General features: G+C 70.4%; 16 protein-coding genes. 9 read left to right on the forward strand and 7 right to left on the reverse strand.

Going from position 1 to position 19,970, the window contains the following annotated elements:
- The first annotated feature begins 30 nt into the window (after positions 1-30).
- The gene (locus tag GA707_RS15900; protein ID WP_193315374.1) at positions 31-735 is read left to right on the forward strand and encodes a dihydrofolate reductase family protein; all 705 of its coding nucleotides are present in this window, start codon (positions 31-33) and stop codon (positions 733-735) included.
- On the opposite strand, the gene GA707_RS15905 is transcribed toward GA707_RS15900, so the two are convergent.
- Positions 719-1,873, reverse strand: coding sequence for an alpha/beta hydrolase (locus GA707_RS15905; RefSeq protein ID WP_152179437.1), 1,155 nt, complete (start codon positions 1,871-1,873; stop codon positions 719-721). The two genes, GA707_RS15900 and GA707_RS15905, sit on opposite strands and share 17 nt — an antisense overlap.
- A gap of 7 nt (positions 1,874-1,880) precedes the next feature.
- Positions 1,881-4,076, reverse strand: coding sequence for an ATP-dependent DNA ligase (locus GA707_RS15910; protein ID WP_152179438.1), 2,196 nt, complete (start codon positions 4,074-4,076; stop codon positions 1,881-1,883).
- A gap of 34 nt (positions 4,077-4,110) precedes the next feature.
- On the opposite strand from GA707_RS15910, the gene GA707_RS15915 reads away from it, so the two are divergent.
- Together GA707_RS15915 and msrB are read left to right on the forward strand one after the other, a co-directional pair.
- Complete coding sequence (locus GA707_RS15915; RefSeq protein ID WP_152179439.1) at positions 4,111-4,641, forward strand: YbhB/YbcL family Raf kinase inhibitor-like protein; 531 nt, start codon at positions 4,111-4,113, stop codon at positions 4,639-4,641.
- Positions 4,642-4,705: 64 nt separating this feature from the next.
- On the forward strand, positions 4,706-5,131 hold the full coding sequence (gene msrB / locus GA707_RS15920; RefSeq protein WP_370460055.1) for a peptide-methionine (R)-S-oxide reductase MsrB: 426 nt from the start codon (positions 4,706-4,708) through the stop codon (positions 5,129-5,131).
- 151 nt (positions 5,132-5,282) lie between these two features.
- Here the strand turns inward: msrB and GA707_RS15925 are convergent, their stop codons facing one another.
- From GA707_RS15925 to hemG, 3 genes are all read right to left on the reverse strand, one after another.
- Positions 5,283-6,263 carry a type IV toxin-antitoxin system AbiEi family antitoxin domain-containing protein gene (locus GA707_RS15925; protein ID WP_193315375.1) on the reverse strand — a complete coding sequence of 327 codons (981 nt, stop codon included), beginning with the start codon at positions 6,261-6,263 and terminating at the stop codon, positions 5,283-5,285.
- A 210-nt stretch (positions 6,264-6,473) separates the two neighbouring features.
- Positions 6,474-7,193: a hydrogen peroxide-dependent heme synthase gene (hemQ, locus tag GA707_RS15930; RefSeq protein WP_152179442.1), complete on the reverse strand. Its 720-nt coding sequence runs from the start codon at positions 7,191-7,193 to the stop codon at positions 6,474-6,476.
- Positions 7,190-8,599: a protoporphyrinogen oxidase gene (hemG, locus tag GA707_RS15935; RefSeq protein ID WP_152179443.1), complete on the reverse strand. Its 1,410-nt coding sequence runs from the start codon at positions 8,597-8,599 to the stop codon at positions 7,190-7,192. The genes hemQ and hemG overlap by 4 nt, the downstream gene beginning before the upstream one ends.
- Before the next feature lie 138 nt (positions 8,600-8,737).
- Here hemG and GA707_RS15940 point away from each other — a divergent pair, with 138 nt between their 5' ends.
- Positions 8,738-9,736 carry a DUF4349 domain-containing protein gene (locus GA707_RS15940; RefSeq protein WP_152179444.1) on the forward strand — a complete coding sequence of 333 codons (999 nt, stop codon included), beginning with the start codon at positions 8,738-8,740 and terminating at the stop codon, positions 9,734-9,736.
- 83 nt (positions 9,737-9,819) lie between these two features.
- On the opposite strand, the gene hemE is transcribed toward GA707_RS15940, so the two are convergent.
- Entirely contained in the window at positions 9,820-10,881 is a 1,062-nt protein-coding gene (gene hemE / locus GA707_RS15945) for a uroporphyrinogen decarboxylase (protein ID WP_152179445.1), read from the reverse strand.
- A gap of 107 nt (positions 10,882-10,988) precedes the next feature.
- Between hemE and GA707_RS15950 the strand changes: the two genes are divergently transcribed.
- The 5 genes from GA707_RS15950 (at position 10,989) to GA707_RS15970 (ending at position 17,969) form a co-directional block, all read left to right on the forward strand.
- Entirely contained in the window at positions 10,989-11,576 is a 588-nt protein-coding gene (locus tag GA707_RS15950; protein ID WP_152179446.1) for a DUF3000 domain-containing protein, read from the forward strand.
- Positions 11,573-12,808, forward strand: coding sequence for an HRDC domain-containing protein (locus GA707_RS15955; protein ID WP_226963865.1), 1,236 nt, complete (start codon positions 11,573-11,575; stop codon positions 12,806-12,808). Before GA707_RS15950 ends, GA707_RS15955 begins: the two co-directional genes overlap by 4 nt.
- 149 nt (positions 12,809-12,957) lie before the next feature.
- Complete coding sequence (locus tag GA707_RS15960; RefSeq protein ID WP_152179448.1) at positions 12,958-14,217, forward strand: thiolase family protein; 1,260 nt, start codon at positions 12,958-12,960, stop codon at positions 14,215-14,217.
- 3 nt (positions 14,218-14,220) lie between these two features.
- Positions 14,221-16,380: a 3-hydroxyacyl-CoA dehydrogenase NAD-binding domain-containing protein gene (locus GA707_RS15965; protein ID WP_152179449.1), complete on the forward strand. Its 2,160-nt coding sequence runs from the start codon at positions 14,221-14,223 to the stop codon at positions 16,378-16,380.
- Between the two features lie 50 nt (positions 16,381-16,430).
- Positions 16,431-17,969, forward strand: a complete 1,539-nt coding sequence (locus tag GA707_RS15970; RefSeq protein ID WP_152179450.1) for a UDP-N-acetylglucosamine 1-carboxyvinyltransferase — start codon at positions 16,431-16,433, stop codon at positions 17,967-17,969.
- A 93-nt stretch (positions 17,970-18,062) separates the two neighbouring features.
- Here the strand turns inward: GA707_RS15970 and dxs are convergent, their stop codons facing one another.
- A complete protein-coding gene (dxs, locus tag GA707_RS15975; RefSeq protein ID WP_152179451.1) occupies positions 18,063-19,928 on the reverse strand; it encodes a 1-deoxy-D-xylulose-5-phosphate synthase in 1,866 nt (621 codons plus the stop codon).
- Positions 19,929-19,970: the final 42 nt, after the last annotated feature.

Consider the following 19,970-nt stretch of genomic DNA (forward strand, 5'->3'; position numbering starts at 1 on the left):
GGCGGGCTGCCGTGGTGCGAGACTTGCCGCGTGTTCCTGACCGACCCCACGGATGACGACCTACACACCCTGTATGCGGTGCCCACCTCGAGCGAGGACGCCGAGCGGCCGTTCGTGCGGGCCAACTTCATCATGACGGTCGACGGTCGGATCGCCGGCCCCGACGGTACGAGCTCCTCGATCAACAACCCGGCCGACAAGCGCGTGTTCGACCTGCTCCGGTCTCTCGCCGACACGGTTCTCGTCGGTGCCGGCACCGTCCGCGGTGAGGGCTACGGTCGGCTCGAGGCCCCACCGGCGGGGCGGGCGCCCGAGCTGGTCGTCGTCTCCAACTCGGGACGGATGCCCGACTCGGTGCTCGAGTCCCCCACCCACGACGGCGGCGTTCCTCGCGGTCGGGCCGTGCTCGCAACCCGTGCGGCGGCGCCGCCGCAGGACGGGGTCGAACGGCTCGTGTGCGGTGACGACGAGGTCGACGCCGTGCGCCTGCTGCGGGCACTGCGGGACCGGGGCGCGCGATCGGTTCTCTGCGAGGGCGGCCCGAGCCTGCTCACCACCCTCCTCGACGCGGGACTCGTCGACGAGCTCGCGCTGACCACGGCTCCGATGATCGTCGGTGACGTCGGTGACGCGTCGCTGACGACGGCTCCCCTCGATGTGCCGATGCGGTGGCGGGGCGGCGCCGTCATCGACGGAACGGTCTTCGCCCTCTGGGGAGTCAACCCGGACGGCTGACGAACTCCGTCACCGCTCGCTCCCACCGCTCGCTGTCGGTGTTCCACAGCTTGCAGTGGCGCGCGACGTCCCACTCCTCGTAGGTCACGAGGTCCGGGCGCGCCACGGCCACCGCCCGGGACGGCCCGATCGGGACGAAGTCGTCGGCTGTGGAGTGCATGACGAGCAACGGGTGGGTCAGTTCCTCGGCTCGGGTGACCCAGTCGGTCTGGGCGACGTCCACCGTCTCCGACACCCCCGCCAGCCACCGCAGTGAGTCGCTGCCCATGACCGTGCGCGCGAGCAGCGCCACGGGGGTGGGCAGGTTGTTGACGTGCGCATGGTGCCGCAGCACGTGGCCCCAGTCCAGGACGGGGCAGTCGAGGAACACACCGTCCACGAGAGGTGCGAGGTCCGACTGGGCCAGCACCTGCATACAGATCGCTCCGCCCATCGACCATCCGCCGAGGGTGACGGTCCCGGCGCCCCGGTCCAGCGCATACCGGACGGCGTCCTCGACGTCACGCCACTCCGACAGGCCCAGGGTGTAGCGGCCGTCCAGGCCGTGTGGTGCGTCGGCGTCATTGCGGTAGGCGGGGACGAGGACGTTCAGGCCGGCGTCGTGCAGAGCGCGAACCGCCCGGACGCACTCGAAGCGCAGGGCTCCGCGCCCGTGCACGAGGACGGCCCAGCGGTCGCCCCCGTCGCCCGCCGGCACGAACCATGCCGGCAGGTCCCCGATCTCGGCCTCGACCGTCACGTGCTCCGTGGACAGGCCCAGCGCTTCGTCCGGCGGCTGGGCGTAGAAGTACTGGTTGAAGCGGGCGGGCCCCGGTCGGAAGTCGCCGAAGTCCAATCCGAGCACCTCGCGCGTGACGTCGGAGTCGGTCGTCTCGAGGATCTGGCCCATCCGAAGGTGCGCGGTCCGCTCCTCGTCCCACAGTCCGTAGCGGCCGGGAACCTCGCTCTCAGCGGTGCGCGAGAGCGTCACCGACTCGGCGTCGAGGTCATGCACGACGTGGTCGGTCGGCCCTTCGCCGTCGGGAGTGAGAACGGCTCGGGCAAAGTACGACGCCGCCCCGAGGGACGCCAGCCCGCCCAGGACGGCCGAACCCAGCACTCCCCCGGCGGCCGCGCGGCCGGCCGTCCCCCACCTCATCGCACGTTCACACCCGACCCCGCAACACGTCCTGCAGGTCGTAGGACACCGGCTCCTCGAGCTGGTCGAAGGTGCAGTCGTGCGGCTCCTTGTCCGGGCGCCACCGGGCGAACTGCGCGGTGTGCCGGAATCGGGTCCCCTCCATGTGGTCGTACCTCACCTCGACTACCCGCTCGGGCCGCAGCGGGATGAAGGACAGGTCCTTTCCAGCGGCCCAGCGGCTGTACTCGGAGGACCGAGGCGTACGGGTCCCCTCCTCCTGCTTGGCCCAGGCCCACGGGTGCTCGTCCCAGTCGGCGACGAGCGGCGCGAGCTCGTCGACGAGCGCCCTGCGCGTGGCCATCGGGAAGGCGCCGATGACGCCGACGCTGGCCAGCTCGCCGTTCTCGTCGTAGAGGCCGAGCAGGAGGGAGCCGACGGCGTCCGGGCCGCTCTTGTGCTCGCGATAGCCGGCGACGACACAGTCCGCCGTCCGCTCGTGCTTGATCTTGAACATCGTCCGCTTGTTCGGCTCGTAGGCGCCGTCGGCGGGCTTGGCGATGACGCCGTCGAGGCCGGCGCCCTCGAAGTGCGTGAACCAGTCGGCGGCGACCGCTTGGTCCCGTGTCGCCGGGGTGAGATGGACGGGTGGCCGGGCGTCGGCGAGCGCCCTCTCGAGGGCGGCGCGACGCTCGGCGAACGGCCGGTCCGTGAGGTCGTCGTCGCCGAGGGCGAGCAGGTCGAAGGCGACGAACCGCGCGGGGGTCTCGGCCGCGAGGCGCTTGATTCGGCTGGCGGCAGGGTGGATCCGCTGGCTGAGGACCTCGAAGTCGAGCCGGTCCTCCCCAGGCCGCTCGACGATGATCTCGCCGTCGATGACGGCCCGGTCGGGGAAGTTCGCGAGCACGGCCTCGACGACCTCGGGGAAGTAGCGGGTCAGCGGTTTCTCGTTGCGGCTGCCGATCTCGACGAGGTCACCGGAGCGGAAGATGATCGAGCGGAAGCCGTCCCACTTCGGCTCGTAGAACAGGTCGAGCCCCGCGAGCGGCTTGGCATCTAGGCCGGAGACCGGCTTGGCGAGCATGGGCGGCACCGGCGGCACGACGGGCATCGCCCAGCGCTCGCGGTGCTCATCGTCGCGGTCGGCCTTGGGCGCGAGGTACTCCGAGTCGTCCTTGTCGGTGCGGCGCTTGCTCGGCTGGACCCGCGGCGGCTCTCCCGGCATCTTCGGGTAGTCCGGCGGGAAGTTCAGCTCTCCGAGGCCGCGCTCGAGGTCGGCCTCCCACAGGCCGAGGGCGGCATCGACGCGGCCCGGGTGCGCGTCGAGATCGGCCCAGGCGTCGCCCCTCCCCTCCAGATGCGCGGGAACGGAGCGGACCGTGAAGTCGAGCGGGTTCACCTCGCCGAGGTCGGCCCAGTCGACCGGCATGCTGACCGGTGCGCCGTGGATCGGGCGAGGGCTGTAGGCGCTCGCGATGGTGCGGTCGCGGCACGCCTGGTTGAAGTCGACGAAGACGCGCTCGCCGCGCTCCTCCTTCCACCACGACGTCGTGACGAGGTCGGGGTCGCGCCGCTCGAGCTCGCGGGCGATGCCGATGACGGCATGCCGGACGTCGAGGAACTCGTGGGTCGGCTCGATCCGGGCGTAGACGTGCACGCCCCGGTTGCCGGAGGTCTTGGCCCACCCGGTCAGGCCGACCTCCGCAAGGACGTCCTTGAGGAGGTATGCGGCGCGCACCGCATCCGAGAAGTCGCGCCCGGGCTGCGGGTCGAGATCGATGCGGAGCTCGTCGGGATTGTCAGCCGCCGTCGTCTCGTCCGCGCGTCCGACCGGCCACGGGTGCCACGTGACCGTGTTCATCTGCACCGTCCAGACGGCAGTCGCGACCTCGTCGACGACGATCTGGTCGTGCCTGCGTCCACTCGGGTAGCGGCAGCGGACGACGCGCACCCAGTCCGGCATGCCCTTCGGCGGGTTCTTCTGGTAGAACTCCTCGCCGTCGACGCCGTCCGGGAAGCGCTGCAGCGTGACCGGACGCCCGCCGATGTGCCGAAGCAGGTGTTCCCCGACGGCCATGGTGTAGTCGGCCAGGTCGCCCTTCGTCAGGGCCGGACGACCCTCGTGAGCAGGCCACATGACGCGATCGGGCGAGCTGATGCGCACCGAGCGACGACCCTCCGGACCGGCGACCTCGACGATCCGCTCCTGCGCGCGCGATGCCATGCGAGGCACCTTATCGGCTCGGTATGGTCGCCGTATGAGCCTCGATCGACCTGTCGCCCCGAACCCGTACGACCTGCTGCCCAGCGTTCCGTCGTTCACCGTGACCAGCGACGACGTCACCGACAGCGCCCCGCTGAAGGACGACCAGGTGGCCGCCCTCGGCAATACCTCGCCCCAGCTGTCCTGGTCCGGAGCCCCCGAGGGCACGAAGTCGTACTGCGTGACCTGCTTCGACCCCGACGCGCCGACCCCGAGCGGGTTCTGGCACTGGGCCATCGTCGACATCCCGGCCGATGTCACCTCTCTGCCGACCGGCGCGGGAGCCGAGGGCGGTGCACAGCTGCCAACCGGCGCATACATGCTGAAGAACGACGGCGGCAGCTCCTGCTTCATGGGCGCTGCCCCACCGCAGGGCGACCAGGTGCACCGCTACTACTTCGTCGTGCACGCGGTCGGCGAGGAGAGCCTCGGCATCGACGAGAACGCCTCCAACGCCGTGATGTGCTTCAACCTCGCCTTCAAGACCGTCGGCCGGGCGATCATCCACGGCACCTACCAGCACTGAGCCCCGCCTCGACCCGAATCCGCAGGGCACGGAACAACGAACAGCGAGAGGCGTTGCTATGAGCATGGAGACCAGCGGCCGCAAGTATGCGGTGGACAAGTCCGAGGACGAGTGGCGCGTCCAGCTCTCGCCACAGGAGTACCAGGTGCTCCGTCAGGCCGGCACCGAGCGGCCCTACACCGGTGAGTACACCGACGAGAAGCGCGTCGGGGTGTACGCGTGCCGCGCGTGCGGCGCCGAGCTGTTCCGGTCGGAGACCAAGTTCGACAGCCACTGCGGCTGGCCGTCGTTCTACGCGCCGCTCGCCGGCGACACGGTCGAGTACATCGAGGACCGCTCGCTGCCCGGGCGTCCACGGACCGAGGTGCGGTGCGCCTCGTGCGGCAGCCACCTCGGGCACGTGTTCGAGGGCGAGGGGTATGACACCCCGACGGACCAGCGCTACTGCATCAACTCGATCAGCCTGACCCTGCGCCCCGCCGACGGCTGAGTCGGTCCGGGTCTCCCTTTCTCTCCCCAACCGGGAAACGCATCGTCCACCACGGTTGATTGCGGTGGTGAACGATGCGTTTGTGTGGTGAAGAGAGCGGCTTTCACCCTGGGCGCTGGATGCGGCCGTGCAGCCGTCCGCGGGGAGAGACCTACGCCGTCTGCAGCGCTGCGGCGAGCTCCAGACCAGCCCGGATCTTGGCGACCACTGCACCGTTTCGGTGGAGGTCGGCCCAGATGATGCGCACGACGACGTAGCCGAGTGACCTCAACCGGTCCTCGCGCTTCTTCTCGTCGAAGAGCACCGCTCCTGGTGCCTCGTCGTACTTGAGCCGGCCGTCGAACTCGACGATGACCGAGGTGCCCTCGACCACGAAGTCCACTCGCGCGACGAACGCTCCGGCGTCGTCGACGATTGTGACCTGTGGGACGAGGCGGATGCCCGCACTGCCCGCCACGACCGCGGTCAGGGACTCTCCAGGACTCTCATGAGCCTGGTCGACGAACGTGAGCATCGACCGGACCCGCCCGGACCGCGGCCAGCTGCGGACCTTCTCAGCAGCAGCCAGCAGGCGGTCCTCGTCGATCAGCCTCCTGCTCAATGCACAATCTGTGCTGACCACTCCCTGTGCGATCCCGTTGTCGATCGTGTGTTGCACCAGCGCGTCCGCGACCGGCTCTGCGCGCCCCCACGCGGTAGCGACGTGCTCGCACTGTCGTGGGCGAACCCAGAATGCCGAGGCGGAGGCGCTCCGGTCAGGCGGACGTAGCAGAGCCGGCCGATCCAGGCGGGTGTTCCACACCGTGACGCCGTGCGCGAGCAGCGCTGTGGCCCCCGTCATCGTGGCGTCGTCGTAGAGCAGCGACGCGCCGTAGGCGACGTGCAGGTGCCAAGCGGAGGGCGACCTGTCCACGAGCGCAGGGATCGCATACAGACCGCGACAGACGCGGATCAGACTGCCGGACTTGACCAATCGGGTGAGGGCAAGCCGGTCGAGGCCCAGCCGATGCGCCGTGGCCGTCGTCAACAGTCCCCGGTCGGCCTGAGCGGCATCGACGACCGTCTGGTCGAGGCCCGCCCACCCCGAAGCGTCAGGCCGTTCGTCGAGGGACTCCGTCTGCAGCTGCGCCATGTGAGCGAGCATCACGACGATGGGACACAATCCGCATCCACATGCGGGGTCGTTGGGGACGACACGCCCGCGTCGGCCGGTCGCTGTGGGGTAACCATCCCCCGCTCCTGACCAGGCAAACGCATCGTTCCAGCCCCGAACTCACCGTGGTGAACGATGCGTTTCCCGGTTGGGGAGAGAAACGTGAGGCGCGAGTGGCGAGCCCCGCGGTCACCGCTGGCGGGCGATGAGCTCACCGACCTCGACGCGCGGGCCGGTGTAGAACGGGATCTCCTCGCGGACGTGCAGCCGCGCCCGAGAGGCGCGCAGCTCGCGCATCAGGTCGACGATGCGGTGCAGCTCGTCGGCCTCGAAGGCGAGGATCCACTCGTAGTCCCCGAGCGCGAAGGACGCGATCGTGTTGGCCCGCACATCCGGGTAGTCCCGGGCCATCTGCCCGTGCTCGCGGAGCATGTCGCGCCGCTCGGCGTCGTCCAGCACATACCAGTCGTAGGAGCGGACGAACGGATAGACGCAGACGTAGGCGCGCGCCTCCTCGTCGGCCATGAACGCCGGAATGTGGCTCTTGTTGAACTCGGCCGGACGGTGCAGGGCCGCGTTGGACCACACCGGCACCAGGTGCGTCCCGAACGACGTGCGCAGCAGCCGGTGGTAGGCGTCCTGGAGAGCCTCGATCGCCTCGGCGTGCCACCAGACCATGAGATCGGCGTCGGCGCGCAGACCGGCGACGTCGTACCAGCCCCTGATGACGACCCCCGCGTCCGCCAGTTCGGAGCAAAGCGCCTCGACCTCGGCGACCATATCCGCCCGGTCCTCCGACCCGAGGGGCGCGCTCACTTCGAACACCGACCACATCGCGTAGCGGATCGTGTCGTTGATCTCACGCATCCGCGACGGGCTGGGCTTGGCGGGGACGGGGCGCTCGCTCATCGGAGACCTTTCGACGACATCAACCGGTCCGCGGCGGCCCGCGCCGACGCGATGACCGCGGGAATTCCGACACCACCGTATGTGGCTCCACAGACCTCGAGACCGGCCACCCCCGCGACGTCCTCGGCGACCCGCGACATCCGGTCCAGGTGACCGACGGCGTACTGCGGCAGCCCCCCTCCCCAGCGCTGCACGTGGTGGTCGACGACGTGCGGCATCGGAAACCGCACGGCCTCCCCCACCTCGCGCACGGCGGTCCTGACGAGCTCGTCGTCGGACCGCTGGAGGACGGCCACCTCGCCGGCTCGCCCGAAGGAGGCCCGCAGGAACACCACCTCATCGCTGAGCGCGTCCACCCACGCCCACTTGCCCGAGCTGAACGTGCTCGCCTTGATCGCGCGCCCCTCGGTCGAGGGGACGAGGAAGCCGGAGCCGGGCAGCGCATACCCCCGCTGCTGCAGCTCGCGACGGTCCAGGGCCAGGGTCACGAGCGCGACCGACGCCATCTCCACTCTGCCGAGCAGGCTGGCTGAGACCGGTGCCGCGCCGGAGAGGAGACGGGCGGCGGCGGGGGCGGGCACGGCGAGCAGGACCGCGCCCGCGTCGATGCTGTATGCGGCGGGCACCGGACCGCACGTGAGCCGCCAGCCGGTCGCGGTGCGGGTCAGCTCACGCACCATGGCTCCGGTCTCGACGCGGACCCCGCGCTCGACGAGGACGTCGCGCACGTGCTCGGCGAGTCGCCCGACTCCTCCGACGACCCCGCAGAACGCGCTTCTCGTCTGTCGCGTACCGGCCCGCGCGACGGCCGCGGCAGCAGCCGCGCCGAGCATGCTGTCGCCGCGCTGAGCCGCCGCGAAGAGCGCCGGGACCACGGCGGCCATCGACAGACTGCGGGCCTGGGCCGCGTAGACCCCACCCAGCAGCGGCTCGACGAGCCGGTCGACGACGGCATCGCCGAGCCGGGCCGCGAGGTACTCCCCGACGGCGACGTCCGTGTCGAGGCCACCCGGCCACGGCTGCTCGTGCCGCAGCCGGTCGACCTCGCCGTCGCTGAGCAGACCGCCGACGGACTCCGGGTCGGACGGCACTCCCATGAGCGTCCCCGCGGGCAGCGGCCACAACCGGCCCCGGGACCAGATCGACGCGCTCGTCGTCGCCGGAGCGGTGAGAGCGTCACCGAGCCCGACCTCGCGGACCAGCTCCGACGCCTCCGGGCGGACGGCGAGCATGGACTCGGCGCCGACGTCGATGAGGTGACCCCCGACCTCGGCGCGCGCGAGCTTCCCACCGACGCGGTCCGAGCCCTCCAGGACGACCACGTCCGCCGGGTCGGTGCCCGCGCCGATGAGCTGCCAGGCGGCGGTGAGCCCGGCGATGCCGGCGCCGACGATCACGGTGGCCATGCGGACCACTCTCGCCCTGTCACCGAACCGTGACCAAATCCTCGGGAGCCTCCTGACCCCGACCGTGCGTCCCACCGACATCGACCGGACGTGAATCGTCGGTCGCGAGCCGAGTAACACCGCGAGAAGGGACCCGCCATGAGGATCGCCAGGATCGTCGCCGTGACCGCCGCCGCAGCGGCCCTGCTGACGGGTTGTTCCGGCTCGACGATGACCGACAGCGGAGGCGACTCGGCCGAGCCGGGCGTGCCGGTGTTCTCCGGCGAGGCAGCCGAGGGCGGCGCGGCAGCCGAGGACGCTGCTCGGAGCAGTACCGACCCGTTCCCATCTCCGGGGGTGGCGGGCGACACGCAGTACCAGGTCCGGGAGGCCAGCCTCGGCATCAAGGTCGACTCAATCGGCGATGCGGCCGCCCGGGTGCGTCAGATCGCCTCGGACGCAGGTGGATCGGTGACCAGTGAGCAGTTCGGCGATGTGCTCTACGGTCCTGCCGACTCCTCGATCGAGCGGTACGGCACGATGACCATCAGCGTCCCGAGCGAGGAGCTCGACGCCACGCTGGACCAGTTGAGCGGCTTGGGCGAGGTGCGGACCCGCTCGAGCAATGCCTACGACGTCGAGGACGAGTACGTCGACGTCGAGGCCCGGATCGCGACCCTGGAGGCGAGCATCGCCCGGATGCGCGACCTGATGGAGCAGACCGAGGACGTCGAGCAGATCGTCTCCCTCGAGACCTCGTTGAGCGAACGGCAGGCGGACCTCGACTCCCTCCAGGCACGCCTGAACTCTCTGCAGAACCGGATCGCGATGTCCCCGGTATTCGTCACCCTCACGACGACCGACGACCTCGGCGAACCGGACGACGGGATCGTGGGCGCGCTCAAGGACGCGTGGGACGCCTTCACCCGGTCGGCCGCGCTGCTCATCACGACGGTCGGGGCCCTGCTGCCGTGGCTGCTCGTCGTCGGCCTCGCGGGCTGGCTCCTCCTCGTCGTGGTCCGCAGGGTCCGCAACCGCAGGCGGCACCGCTCGACCGCTGCTCCGACAAGGACGCCCGACCCCGCCTCCAAGGATCCCGCGACGACCGATCAAGAGACGACCGATCAAGAGACGACCGATCAAGAGACGAAAGCCTGACCGTTCGCCGTTTCGGTCCTATTGCGAGGAAATGGCGAGCGGTGCGGCGGCCGACTCCCGGAATACCGTTCGCCGTTTCGGTCCTATTGGGAGGAAATGGCGTGGACGTGCTCGACGACCCGGGTCAGCACATCGGGGTCGGTCGAGGGCAGCACGCCGTGGCCGAGGTTGAAGATGTGGCCCGGGGCCGACCGGCCGGCCCGGACGATCTCCTCGACGCGGGCGGCGAGCGGCTCCCAGGGCGCGAAGAGCAGCGCGGGGTCGAGGTTGCCCTGCACCGCGAAGCCGGGCCCCAGCCGCTCCACCGCGTCGGTGAGCTCGACCCGGTAGTCCACGCCGACGACGTCCGCACCCGCAGAGCCCATCAGGGCGAGCAGTTCGCCGGTCCCGACGCCGAAGTGGATCCGCGGCACGTCGAGGTCCGCGACCGCCGCCAGGGCCGTCCGTGAGTGCGGCAGCACGAAGCGGCTGTAATCGGAGCGCTGCAGCGCCCCCACCCAGGAGTCGAAGAGCTGGACGACGGAGGCCCCCGCCAACGCCTGGACCCGCAGGAACGCGCCGGAGATCTGGGCGAGCCGGCCGCAGAGCGCCTCCCAGAGCGCCGGGTCGCCGTGCATGAGGGCCTTGGTGTGCTCGTGGTTCTTCGATGGACCGCCCTCGACGAGATAGGACGCCAGCGTGAAGGGCGCTCCGGCGAACCCGATGAGCGGCGTGGGTCCCAGCTCGGCCACGAGCAGTCGTACCGCCTCGGTGATGTAGGGCACGTGCTCGGGCGTCAGCTCGGGGATGCGGTCCAGGTCTGCCCACCTGCGCACCGGCTCGGCCACGACCGGCCCGACCCCGGGCACGATGTCGAGGTCGACACCGACCGCCTTGAGCGGCACGACGATGTCGGAGAAGAAGATCGCCGCGTCGACCCCGTGCCGCCGAACCGGCTGCATCGTGATCTCCGCGACCAGGTCGGGCCGCATGCACGAGTCGAGCATGGCGACCCCCTGGCGCACCTCCCGGTACTCGGGCAACGAGCGCCCGGCCTGGCGCATGAACCACACCGGGGTGCGTTCCACCGGCAGGCGTCGCGCGGCGCGCACGAGCGCCGAGTCGGCCGGGTCGGCGGTCGGGTCGGTGGCGGGGGCGGCGGTCACCCGTCGATCGTATGCGCGCGCTCGCCCCCCCTACTGTCGACACCACGAGGCGACACCACGGGCCCGGCCTCCCACGAGAAGTGGGGCGCACCGCATACCCTCGACGTGTGGCCTCCCGCACTGTGACAGGCGCGGGCTCGGCGGAGTTCTCCGCCGCGCTCGCCGACCTGCGCGCCGCCGCATTGCGGCCCGAGGTCAAGCTCACCGAGGTCCCGGCACCGGTCCGCATCGCTCCGTATGCGGTGGCCCTGACCGCGGACGTCCTCCCCACCGCGGACTCCGACGACGCGCTCGCCACCGGACGGTTCGTGCTCCTGCACGACCCCAGCGAACCGGAGCCCTGGGGCGGGGCCTGGCGCGCGGTCACCTACGCACGGGCCGAGCTCGAGCCCGAGATGGCGACCGACCCCGTGCTCGGCGAGGTCGGGTGGTCCTGGCTGATGGACGCGCTGGAGCAGCATCACGTGGCCTATGCGGCGGAGGCGGGCACGGTGACTCGCGTGGTCTCCGAGAGCTACGCGGGCCTGGCCGACCGACCGCCGAGCGTCGAGATGGAGATCCGCGCCTCGTGGACGCCGCTCGACCCCATCCGGATCGGGGTCCACCTGCAGGCATGGTGCGACGTGCTGTGCGCCATCGGTGGGCTGCCGCCGCTGCCCGAGGGGGTTGTCGCGCTGCCGGGGCGTCGTCGGTGAGCGAGAGGACCGGACGCGTCGACGACGATACGACCGAGGCACCGGCGCCGCTCCCGGTGCTGCACGTTCCCGAAGACGGCGTCCCGCACGTCGTGACCGACGAGCACGAGCTCGACGAGGTGGCCGACGCGATCGCCGCAGGCGAAGGACCGGTCGCCATCGACGCCGAGCGTGCGTCGGGCTATCGCTACGGGCAGCGGGCCTACCTCGTCCAGCTCAAGCGGGAGGGTTCGGGCCTGTGGCTCATCGACCCGATCGCGCTGCCCGACCTGACCCCGGTGGCGGAGGCGATCGGCGACGCCGAGTGGATCCTGCACGCCGCGACTCAGGACCTCGCCTGCCTCGCCGAGGTGGGGCTGCGGCCTCGCCAGCTCTTCGACACGGAGCTGGCCGGACGGCTCCTCGGCCTCCCCCGGGTCGGTTTGGCCGCGGTCCTCGAGCACTACCTCGGCATCAGCCTGGCCAAGGAGCACTCGGCCGTCGACTGGTCGACCCGACCGCTCCCCGAGCCCTGGCTGCGCTATGCCGCGCTCGATGTGGAGGTCCTCGGCGAGCTGCGCAACCTCATGGGCGCCGATCTCTGGGAGCAGGGCAAGTCGGAGTGGGCCCGCGAGGAGTTCGAGGCCCTCCTGAACTGGACACCACAGGTGCGCCCCGAGCCCTGGCGGCGCACCTCGGGCATCAACAAGGTCCGGACCCGACGAGGCCTCGCCGTGGTGCGCGAGCTGTGGGAGACCCGTGACGGGATCGCCGCCGAGCGCGACATCAGCCCCGGCCGCCTCATTCCGGACCCGGTGCTGATCGAGATCGCCCTCTCCGAGCCGCATACCCCCGCCGACCTGCCGCGCAACCGGGCCGTCGCGAGGTACCAGCGCCAGTGGCTGGCGGCCGTCCGTCGCGGCAACGACCTCCCCGAGGCGCGCCTCCCCGACCGGACTCTCCCCAGCGAGGGACCTCCACCGGCGAAGACCTGGCCCGAGAAGAACCCCGTCGCCGCGGCACGTCTCGCGGCCACGCGGGCGCAGCTCACGGCCTTCGCCGAGGAGCACACCATCCCGGTCGAGAACGTCTGCTCCCCCGAGCCGCTACGCCGCGTGGTCTGGACGCCGCCTCGACAACGCACCACTGAAGCCTTCGCCGCAGCGCTCGCGGAGCACGGGGTGCGCTCGTGGCAGCGCGAGATCGTCGCCCCGATGCTCGCGCGGGCATTCGCCGCGTCCTCGACCGAGTAGCCGGGCCGGCCAACGTGACCAGCGCCTCACCCGGGAGGTGCTGACCCGCATCCGGGGTGGTCGTTAGCATGTGCTCGGGCGGCTAAGCGCTTGCTTAGTGGCGCCCACGCTGAGTCTCAGCAATGCTCCGATCGAAGGGAAAGAGCGGTATGCCGCGAACGGTCAGTGAGGTCGTGTTCGTCGACGGGGTGCGGACCCCGTTCGGGAAGGCCGGGGACAAGGGCATCTACGCCCAGACCCGCGCGGACGACCTCGTCATCAAGTGCATCACCGAACTGCTTCGGCGCAACCCGAACCTCCCGAAGGAGCGGGTCGAGGAGGTCGCCATCGCCGCGACCACCCAGATCGGGGACCAGGGTCTGACCCTGGGGCGCACCGCGGCCCTCGTCGCCGGGCTCCCCGCGACCACCCCCGGCTACTCGGTGGACCGGATGTGCGCCGGCGCCATGACCGCCGTGACGACGACCGCCTCGGCCATCGGGTTCGGCGCCTACGACATCGCCATCGCCGGCGGCGTCGAGCACATGGGTCGACACCCGATGGGAGAAGGCGTGGACCCGAACCCCCGGATCATCGCCGAGAAGATCGTCGACCCGTCTGCGCTCGTCATGGGGTCGACCGCCGAGAACCTCCACGACCGCTTCCCCCAGCTGACCAAGGAGCGCAGCGACGCCTACGCGGTGGGCTCGCAGACCAAGGTGGCCCGCGCATACGAGGAAGGGCGGATCCAGCCTGATCTCGTCCCGGTCGCGACCCGGCACGCCGAGCGCGGCTACGGCCTCGCCACGACCGACGAGCCGCCGCGTCCCGGCACCACCATGGAGAGCCTGGCCGACCTGAAGACGCCGTTCCGACCGCACGGACGGGTCACCGCCGGCAACAGCGCGGGCCTGAACGACGGTGCGACGGCGTGCATCCTGGCCAGTGAGGAGGCGGCCCGAGAGCTCGGACTGCCGATCAGGATGCGCCTGGTCTCCTATGCCTTCGTCGGTGTCGAGCCCGAGGTCATGGGAATCGGTCCCGTTCCGGCGGCGGAGAAGGCCCTGGCCAAGGCCGGCCTCTCGATCGAGGACATCGGCCTCTTCGAGCTCAACGAGGCCTTCGCCGTGCAGGTTCTCGCGTTCCTCGACCACTTCGGCCTCGCCGACGACGACCCGCGGGTGAACCGCTACGGCGGCGCCATCGCCGTCGGACACCCGCTCGCCTCCTCCGGTATCCGGCTGATGAACCAGCTGGCCCGCCAGTTCGAGGAGGACCCCTCGGTCCGCTACGGCATGACCGCAATGTGCATCGGCATCGGCATGGGCGGCGCCGTGATCTGGGAGAACCCGCACGCACAGGGGGCTTCGCCCTCCGTGGACCCCCCGGAGGCCACGCCTGCTGGTGACTCGACCACGAAGGACGCCTGAGCCATGACGACCACGACAGACACCGCCGCGTCCGAGACGGCCGCACCCCAGACCACCACGACGCCGACGCACCAGGAGGTCGTGACCCACGCCTTCGTGCAGGACGTCACCGTGCCGGGGACCGGCTACGGCGACGAGGCCAGCACCTTGGCGCTCATCACGCTCGACAACGGACACGACCACACCAAGCCGAACACGTTCGGCCCGGCCGGCATCGCCGAGCTGCACGGCGTCGTCGAGACATTGCGCGTGCGGGCCGAGGCGGGCGAGATCCAGGCGGTCGGCATCACCGGCAAGCCGTTCATCTTCGCGGTGGGCGCCGACCTCACCGGCGTCCCCTCGGTCACCGAGCGCGACCAGGCACTCGGGATCGCGCGCGCCGGACACGCCGCCTACGCGGCGATCATGGACCTGCCGGTCCCGACCTTCGCGTTCGTCAACGGGGCCGTCATGGGCGGCGGCCTCGAGATCGCGCTCGCCTGCGACTACCGGACCATGTCCGCCGGGGTTCCCGCTGTCGCCCTGCCCGAGGTCTTCCTGGGCCTCGTCCCGGGCTGGGGCGGCGCATACCTCCTCCCGCGGCTGATCGGTCCCGAGAAGGCTCTGACCGTCATCGTCGAGAACCCCCTGGCGACCAACCGGATGCTCAAGGGACCGCAGGCGGCTGCCCTCGGCATCGCGGACGTGATGTTCGGCCCCGGTGACTTCCTCGAGGAGTCGCTGCGCTGGGCAGGGCGGATTCTGACCGGTGCCGTGTCCGTCGAGCGTGCCGACCACACCGTCGACGAGTCTGCCTGGAGCAGTGCTGCGACGAAGGCGCGGGCCCTCGCCGACGCCAAGACGGCAGGGCGCTCCCCGGCCCCGTACCGCGCCATCGACCTCGTCGAGGCGGCGCGCACCCGCACCCGCGACGAGGGCTTCGCCGCGGAGGACGAGGCGCTCGCCGACCTGCTGATGGGTGACGAGCTGCGTGCGGGTCTCTACGCCTTCGACCTCGTGCAGCGCCGGGCCAAGCGCCCGGCCGGCGCCCCCGACCGCTCCCTCGCCCGGCCCGTGACCAAGGTCGGTATCGTCGGCGCGGGCCTGATGGCGGGCCAGCTCGCGTCGCTGTTCGCCCAGCGGCTCGAGGTGCCGGTCGTCATGACCGACCTCGACGAGGACCGGGTGGCCAAGGGCGTGGGATACGTCCACCAGGAGGTCGAGCAGCTGCTCGGCAAGGGACGCATCTCGCCCGATCGGGCCAACCGGCTGCGGTCCCTGGTCACCGGCTCGACGAGCAAGGACGGCTTCGCCGACGCGGACTTCGTCATCGAGGCCGTCTTCGAGGAGATGTCGGTCAAGCAGCAGGTCTTCGCCGAGGTCGAGGCCATCGTCGCTCCCGAGTGCATCCTCGCCACGAACACCTCGTCCCTGTCCATCACCGACATGGCGGGAGGACTCCGGCACCCGGAGCGGGTCGTCGGCTTCCACTTCTTCAACCCGGTGGCCGTCATGCCGCTGCTCGAGGTCATCCCCGGCGAGCGGACCGACGAGTCGGCCCTGGCCACCGCATTCGCGGTCGGCAAGACACTCAAGAAGACCACCGTGCTGGTCAAGGACTCCCCGTCCTTCATCACCAACCGGCTGCTCGGGCGCTTCATGGGAGAGTTCTCCCGCATCGTCGACGGCGGAACCGACGTCGCGGTGGCCGACGAGGCGATCGCCGGGTTAGCGCCGATGCCGCCGTTCGTGCTCCTGGGCCTGGTCGGTCCGCCGATCGCGCTGCACAACAGCCAGACACTGCACCGGGCCTTCGGCAACCGTTTCTACGTCTCCCCGACGCTCGAGCGGATCGTGGCGGCGCGCAAGCCCGGCTACTACCTCCCCGACGGCACCCTGGACCCCGACGTCGAAGCCCTGCTCGAGAAGCCTGCCGACCCGGTCACCCTGACGGTCCCCGAGGCCAGGGAACGGATCCTTTCCGTCCTCGCCGAGGAGATCGGCCTGATGCTCCAGGAGGGCGTCGCCCAGGCGCCGATGGACATCGACCTGGCCATGATCACCGGAGCCGGTTTCCAGTTCTGGAACGGCGGGATCATCCCTCTCCTGGATCGCGAAGGCGTCACGGCGAAGGTCCTCGGTCGACGCATCCTGCCCCCCGGGGTCGCGAGCGTTCCCGCCTGAGGTGCGGTGGGCATGCGGCCCCCGAGGCCGGTTGGACCTAGACTGGCGCGGTGACACCTACCGACACCTACCTCATCCGGATCGGGGCGCTCATCCGTGACGCACGACGGCACAAAGGCATGAGTCAGGCCGAGCTGGCGGACCTTCTGGACACGCAGCCGAGCGCGGTTGCGCGGATCGAGGAGGGCAAGCAGAACCTCTCGCTCGAGATGCTCGCCCGCATCGGTGAGAGCCTCGACAGCGAGTTCGTCGCGCTCGGGTCGGCCGGGCCGCAGCACCTGCGGATCGTCGGCGGCACCAAGCTCTCGGGGTCGATTCCGGTCAAGACGAGCAAGAACGCAGCGGTCGCGCTGCTGTGCGCGGCCATGCTCAACAAGGGCCGCACGACCCTGCGCAACCTGGCCAGGATCGAGGAGGTCAACCGGATCATCGAAGTGCTGACCTCCATCGGAGTTCGCACCCGCTGGCTCCCGGACAGCAGCGACCTCGAGATCGTGCCCCCGCCGCGGCTGCAGCTCGAGAACATCGACATCGAGGCGGCCCGCCGCACCCGCACCGTCATCATGTTCCTCGGCCCGCTGCTGCACGAGCTGAGCTCCTTCCGGCTCCCCTACGCCGGAGGCTGCGACCTCGGCACCCGGACCGTCGAACCCCACCTGACCGCTCTGCGGTACTTCGGTCTCGACGTGCACGCGACGCACGGGTTCTACGAGGCGGAGGTCGACGGCGAAACGCGACCGGAGCGAGCCATCATCCTCACCGAGCGCGGCGACACGGTCACCGAGAACGTCCTGCTCGCCGCGGCCCGGCACCCCGGGCGGACGACCATCCGCAACGCATCCCCCAACTACATGGTCCAGGATCTGTGCTTCTTCCTGGAGCGGCTCGGCGTGCGCATCGAGGGCATCGGCACCACGACGCTGGTCGTCGACGGCGTGGACCAGATCGACGTCGACGTCGAGTACTCCCCCAGTGAGGACCCGATCGAGGCGATGAGCCTGCTGTCCGCAGCCGTCGTCACGGGCTCGGCCATCACGATCCAGCGGGTCCCCATCGAGTTCCTCGAGATCGAGCTGGCCACGCTCGATGGCATGGGCATGAAGTACGACCTCAGTGAGGAGTACACCGCTCTCAACGGTCGCACCCGACTCGTGGACCTCACGACGGTCCCGGGTCCCCTGCACGCCCCGATCGACAAGATCCACCCGATGCCGTTCCCCGGTCTCAATATCGACAACCTGCCGTTCTTCGCCCTCATCGCGGCATGCGCCGAGGGCACGACGATGATCCACGACTGGGTCTACGAGAACCGCGCGATCTACCTGACCGAGCTGAACAAGGTGGGCGCCAGGGTGCAGCTGCTCGACCCACACCGGGTGCAGATCGAGGGCCCGACCCCCAAGTGGCGGGCCGCCGAGGTGGTCTGCCCTCCGGCACTGCGGCCGGCCGTCGTCATCCTCCTGGCGATGCTCGCCGCTCCCGGCACGTCGGTGCTGCGCAACATCTACGTCATCAACCGCGGCTACGAGGACCTCGCCGAGCGGCTGAACAAGCTGGGCGCGACGATCGAGACCTTCCGCGACATCTGAGCGCCCAGGGCCTTCGCCTGGCTCAGGCCACGCGGAGGCTGCGAGAGACCTCCGGCCGGGCCGGGATCTGTGAGATCCCCGGCCGGAGTCAGATCAGTTTTCGAGCAGGGACGAGGCGATCGGGTCCGCCGTGAGCCCGATCTCCTCGAGCACCTGACCCCGTGAGGCGTGGTCGAGGAAGCGCTTCGGGATTCCGAACAACCGGATCGGCACGCCGACCCCGGCGTCGGCGAGGGCCAGCGCGACCTGAGTTCCGACACCGCTGCTGACGAGGTTGTCCTCGATCACCGTGACCCGCTCGGCGGTGCGGGCCAGATCGACCAGTGCGGAGCTGACCGGCAGCGCCCACACGGGGTCGACGGCGCGAACCGAACGCCCTTCCGCCGCGAGCTTCTCGGCGACCGTGAGAGCGGTGGGCACCATCGCGCCGAGGCCGATGACGAGCTCGTCGACGACCGGCTCGACTGAGCTCTCGACGAGGATGTCGACGCCTCCCACGGTGCGCACAGCGGGAATCGCGGCCGGGGCGCTGCCCTTCGGGAAGCGGATGATCGATGGCGCGTCGGCGATGTCGACCGCCTCGCGCAGGGCCGAGGCGACGTGATCGCCGTCCCGAGGCGCCGCCAGATGAAGCCCGGGGACGATCGAGGCCAGCGCCATGTCCCACATCCCGTGGTGGCTCGCACCGTCGGGACCGGTGACCCCGGACCGGTCGAGCACGAACGTCACCCCCGCGTGGTGCAGCGCGCAGTCCATGAGCATCTGGTCGAAGGCCCGGTTGAGGAAGGTCGCATAGATCGCCACGACGGGGTGCAGACCGGCGTACGCCAGGCCGGCCGCCATCGTGACGGCGTGCTGCTCGGCGATGCCGACGTCGAAGGTCCGCTCAGGGTAGGCGTCGGCGAAGTCCTTGAGCCCGACCGGGATCATCATCGCCGCGGTCAGGGCGACGACGTCGGTCCGCTTGCGACCGATGTCGACCAGGGCGTCGCTGAACTCATCGGTCCAGCTGCGGCCCGCGATCTCGATCGGCAGACCGGTCTCGGGGTTGATCACGCCGATCCCGTGGAACTGGTCCGCCTCGTCGTTGACGGCGTGATGGTAGCCACGGCCTTTCTGCGTGATGACGTGTACGAGCACCGGACCGCCGAAAGAACGCGCCTTACGGAAGGCGGACTCGAGGGCGTGCAGGTCGTGACCATCGACCGGCCCGATGTACTTCAGACCGAGGTCCTCGAACATGCCTTGGGGGGCGACGACGTCCTTCAGACCCTTCTTCATCCCGTGGAGCGCGCGCTCGACAGGACCCCCGAGGACCGGAGTGCGCCGCAGTCGGGACTTGCCCCAGTCGAGGAAGTGCTCGTAGCCCTGCGTGGTCCTCAGGGTGGCGAGGTGGTCGGCCAGACCCCCGATCGTCGGGGCGTAGGAGCGCTCGTTGTCGTTGACGACGATGACGAGCGGCAGGTCCTTGTCCGCGGCGATGTTGTTGATCGCCTCCCAGGCCATCCCGCCGGTGAGAGCTCCGTCGCCGATGACGGCCACCGTGTGACGGTCGGTCTCGCCGCGCAGCCGGCGGGCCTTGGCGATTCCGTCCGCCCACGAGAGCGACGTGGAGGCGTGGGAGTTCTCGACGACGTCGTGATCGGACTCACTGCGGCTCGGGTAGCCGCTGACCCCACCCCTCGCGCGAAGTCCGGAGAAGTCCTGACGTCCGGTCAGGATCTTGTGGACGTATGACTGGTGCCCGGTGTCGAAGACGATGCTGTCGCGCGGACTGTCGAAGACCCGGTGGAGTGCGATCGTCAGCTCGACGACGCCGAGGTTGGGGCCCAAGTGTCCCCCGGTGCGGGAGACCGACTCGACGAGGAAGGATCGGATCTCGCCCGCGAGAGCCGGCAGTTCGGCCTCGGGGAGCGCCTTGAGTTCGGTGGGCGAGGAGACCCGGATGGGGGTTGCCACGGTGCGGCACGTCCTTTCGTCGAGGCAGGAACCTCCCGATTC

Source organism: Nostocoides sp. F2B08, assembly GCF_009184895.1.
Lineage (GTDB): Bacteria > Actinomycetota > Actinomycetes > Actinomycetales > Dermatophilaceae > F2B08.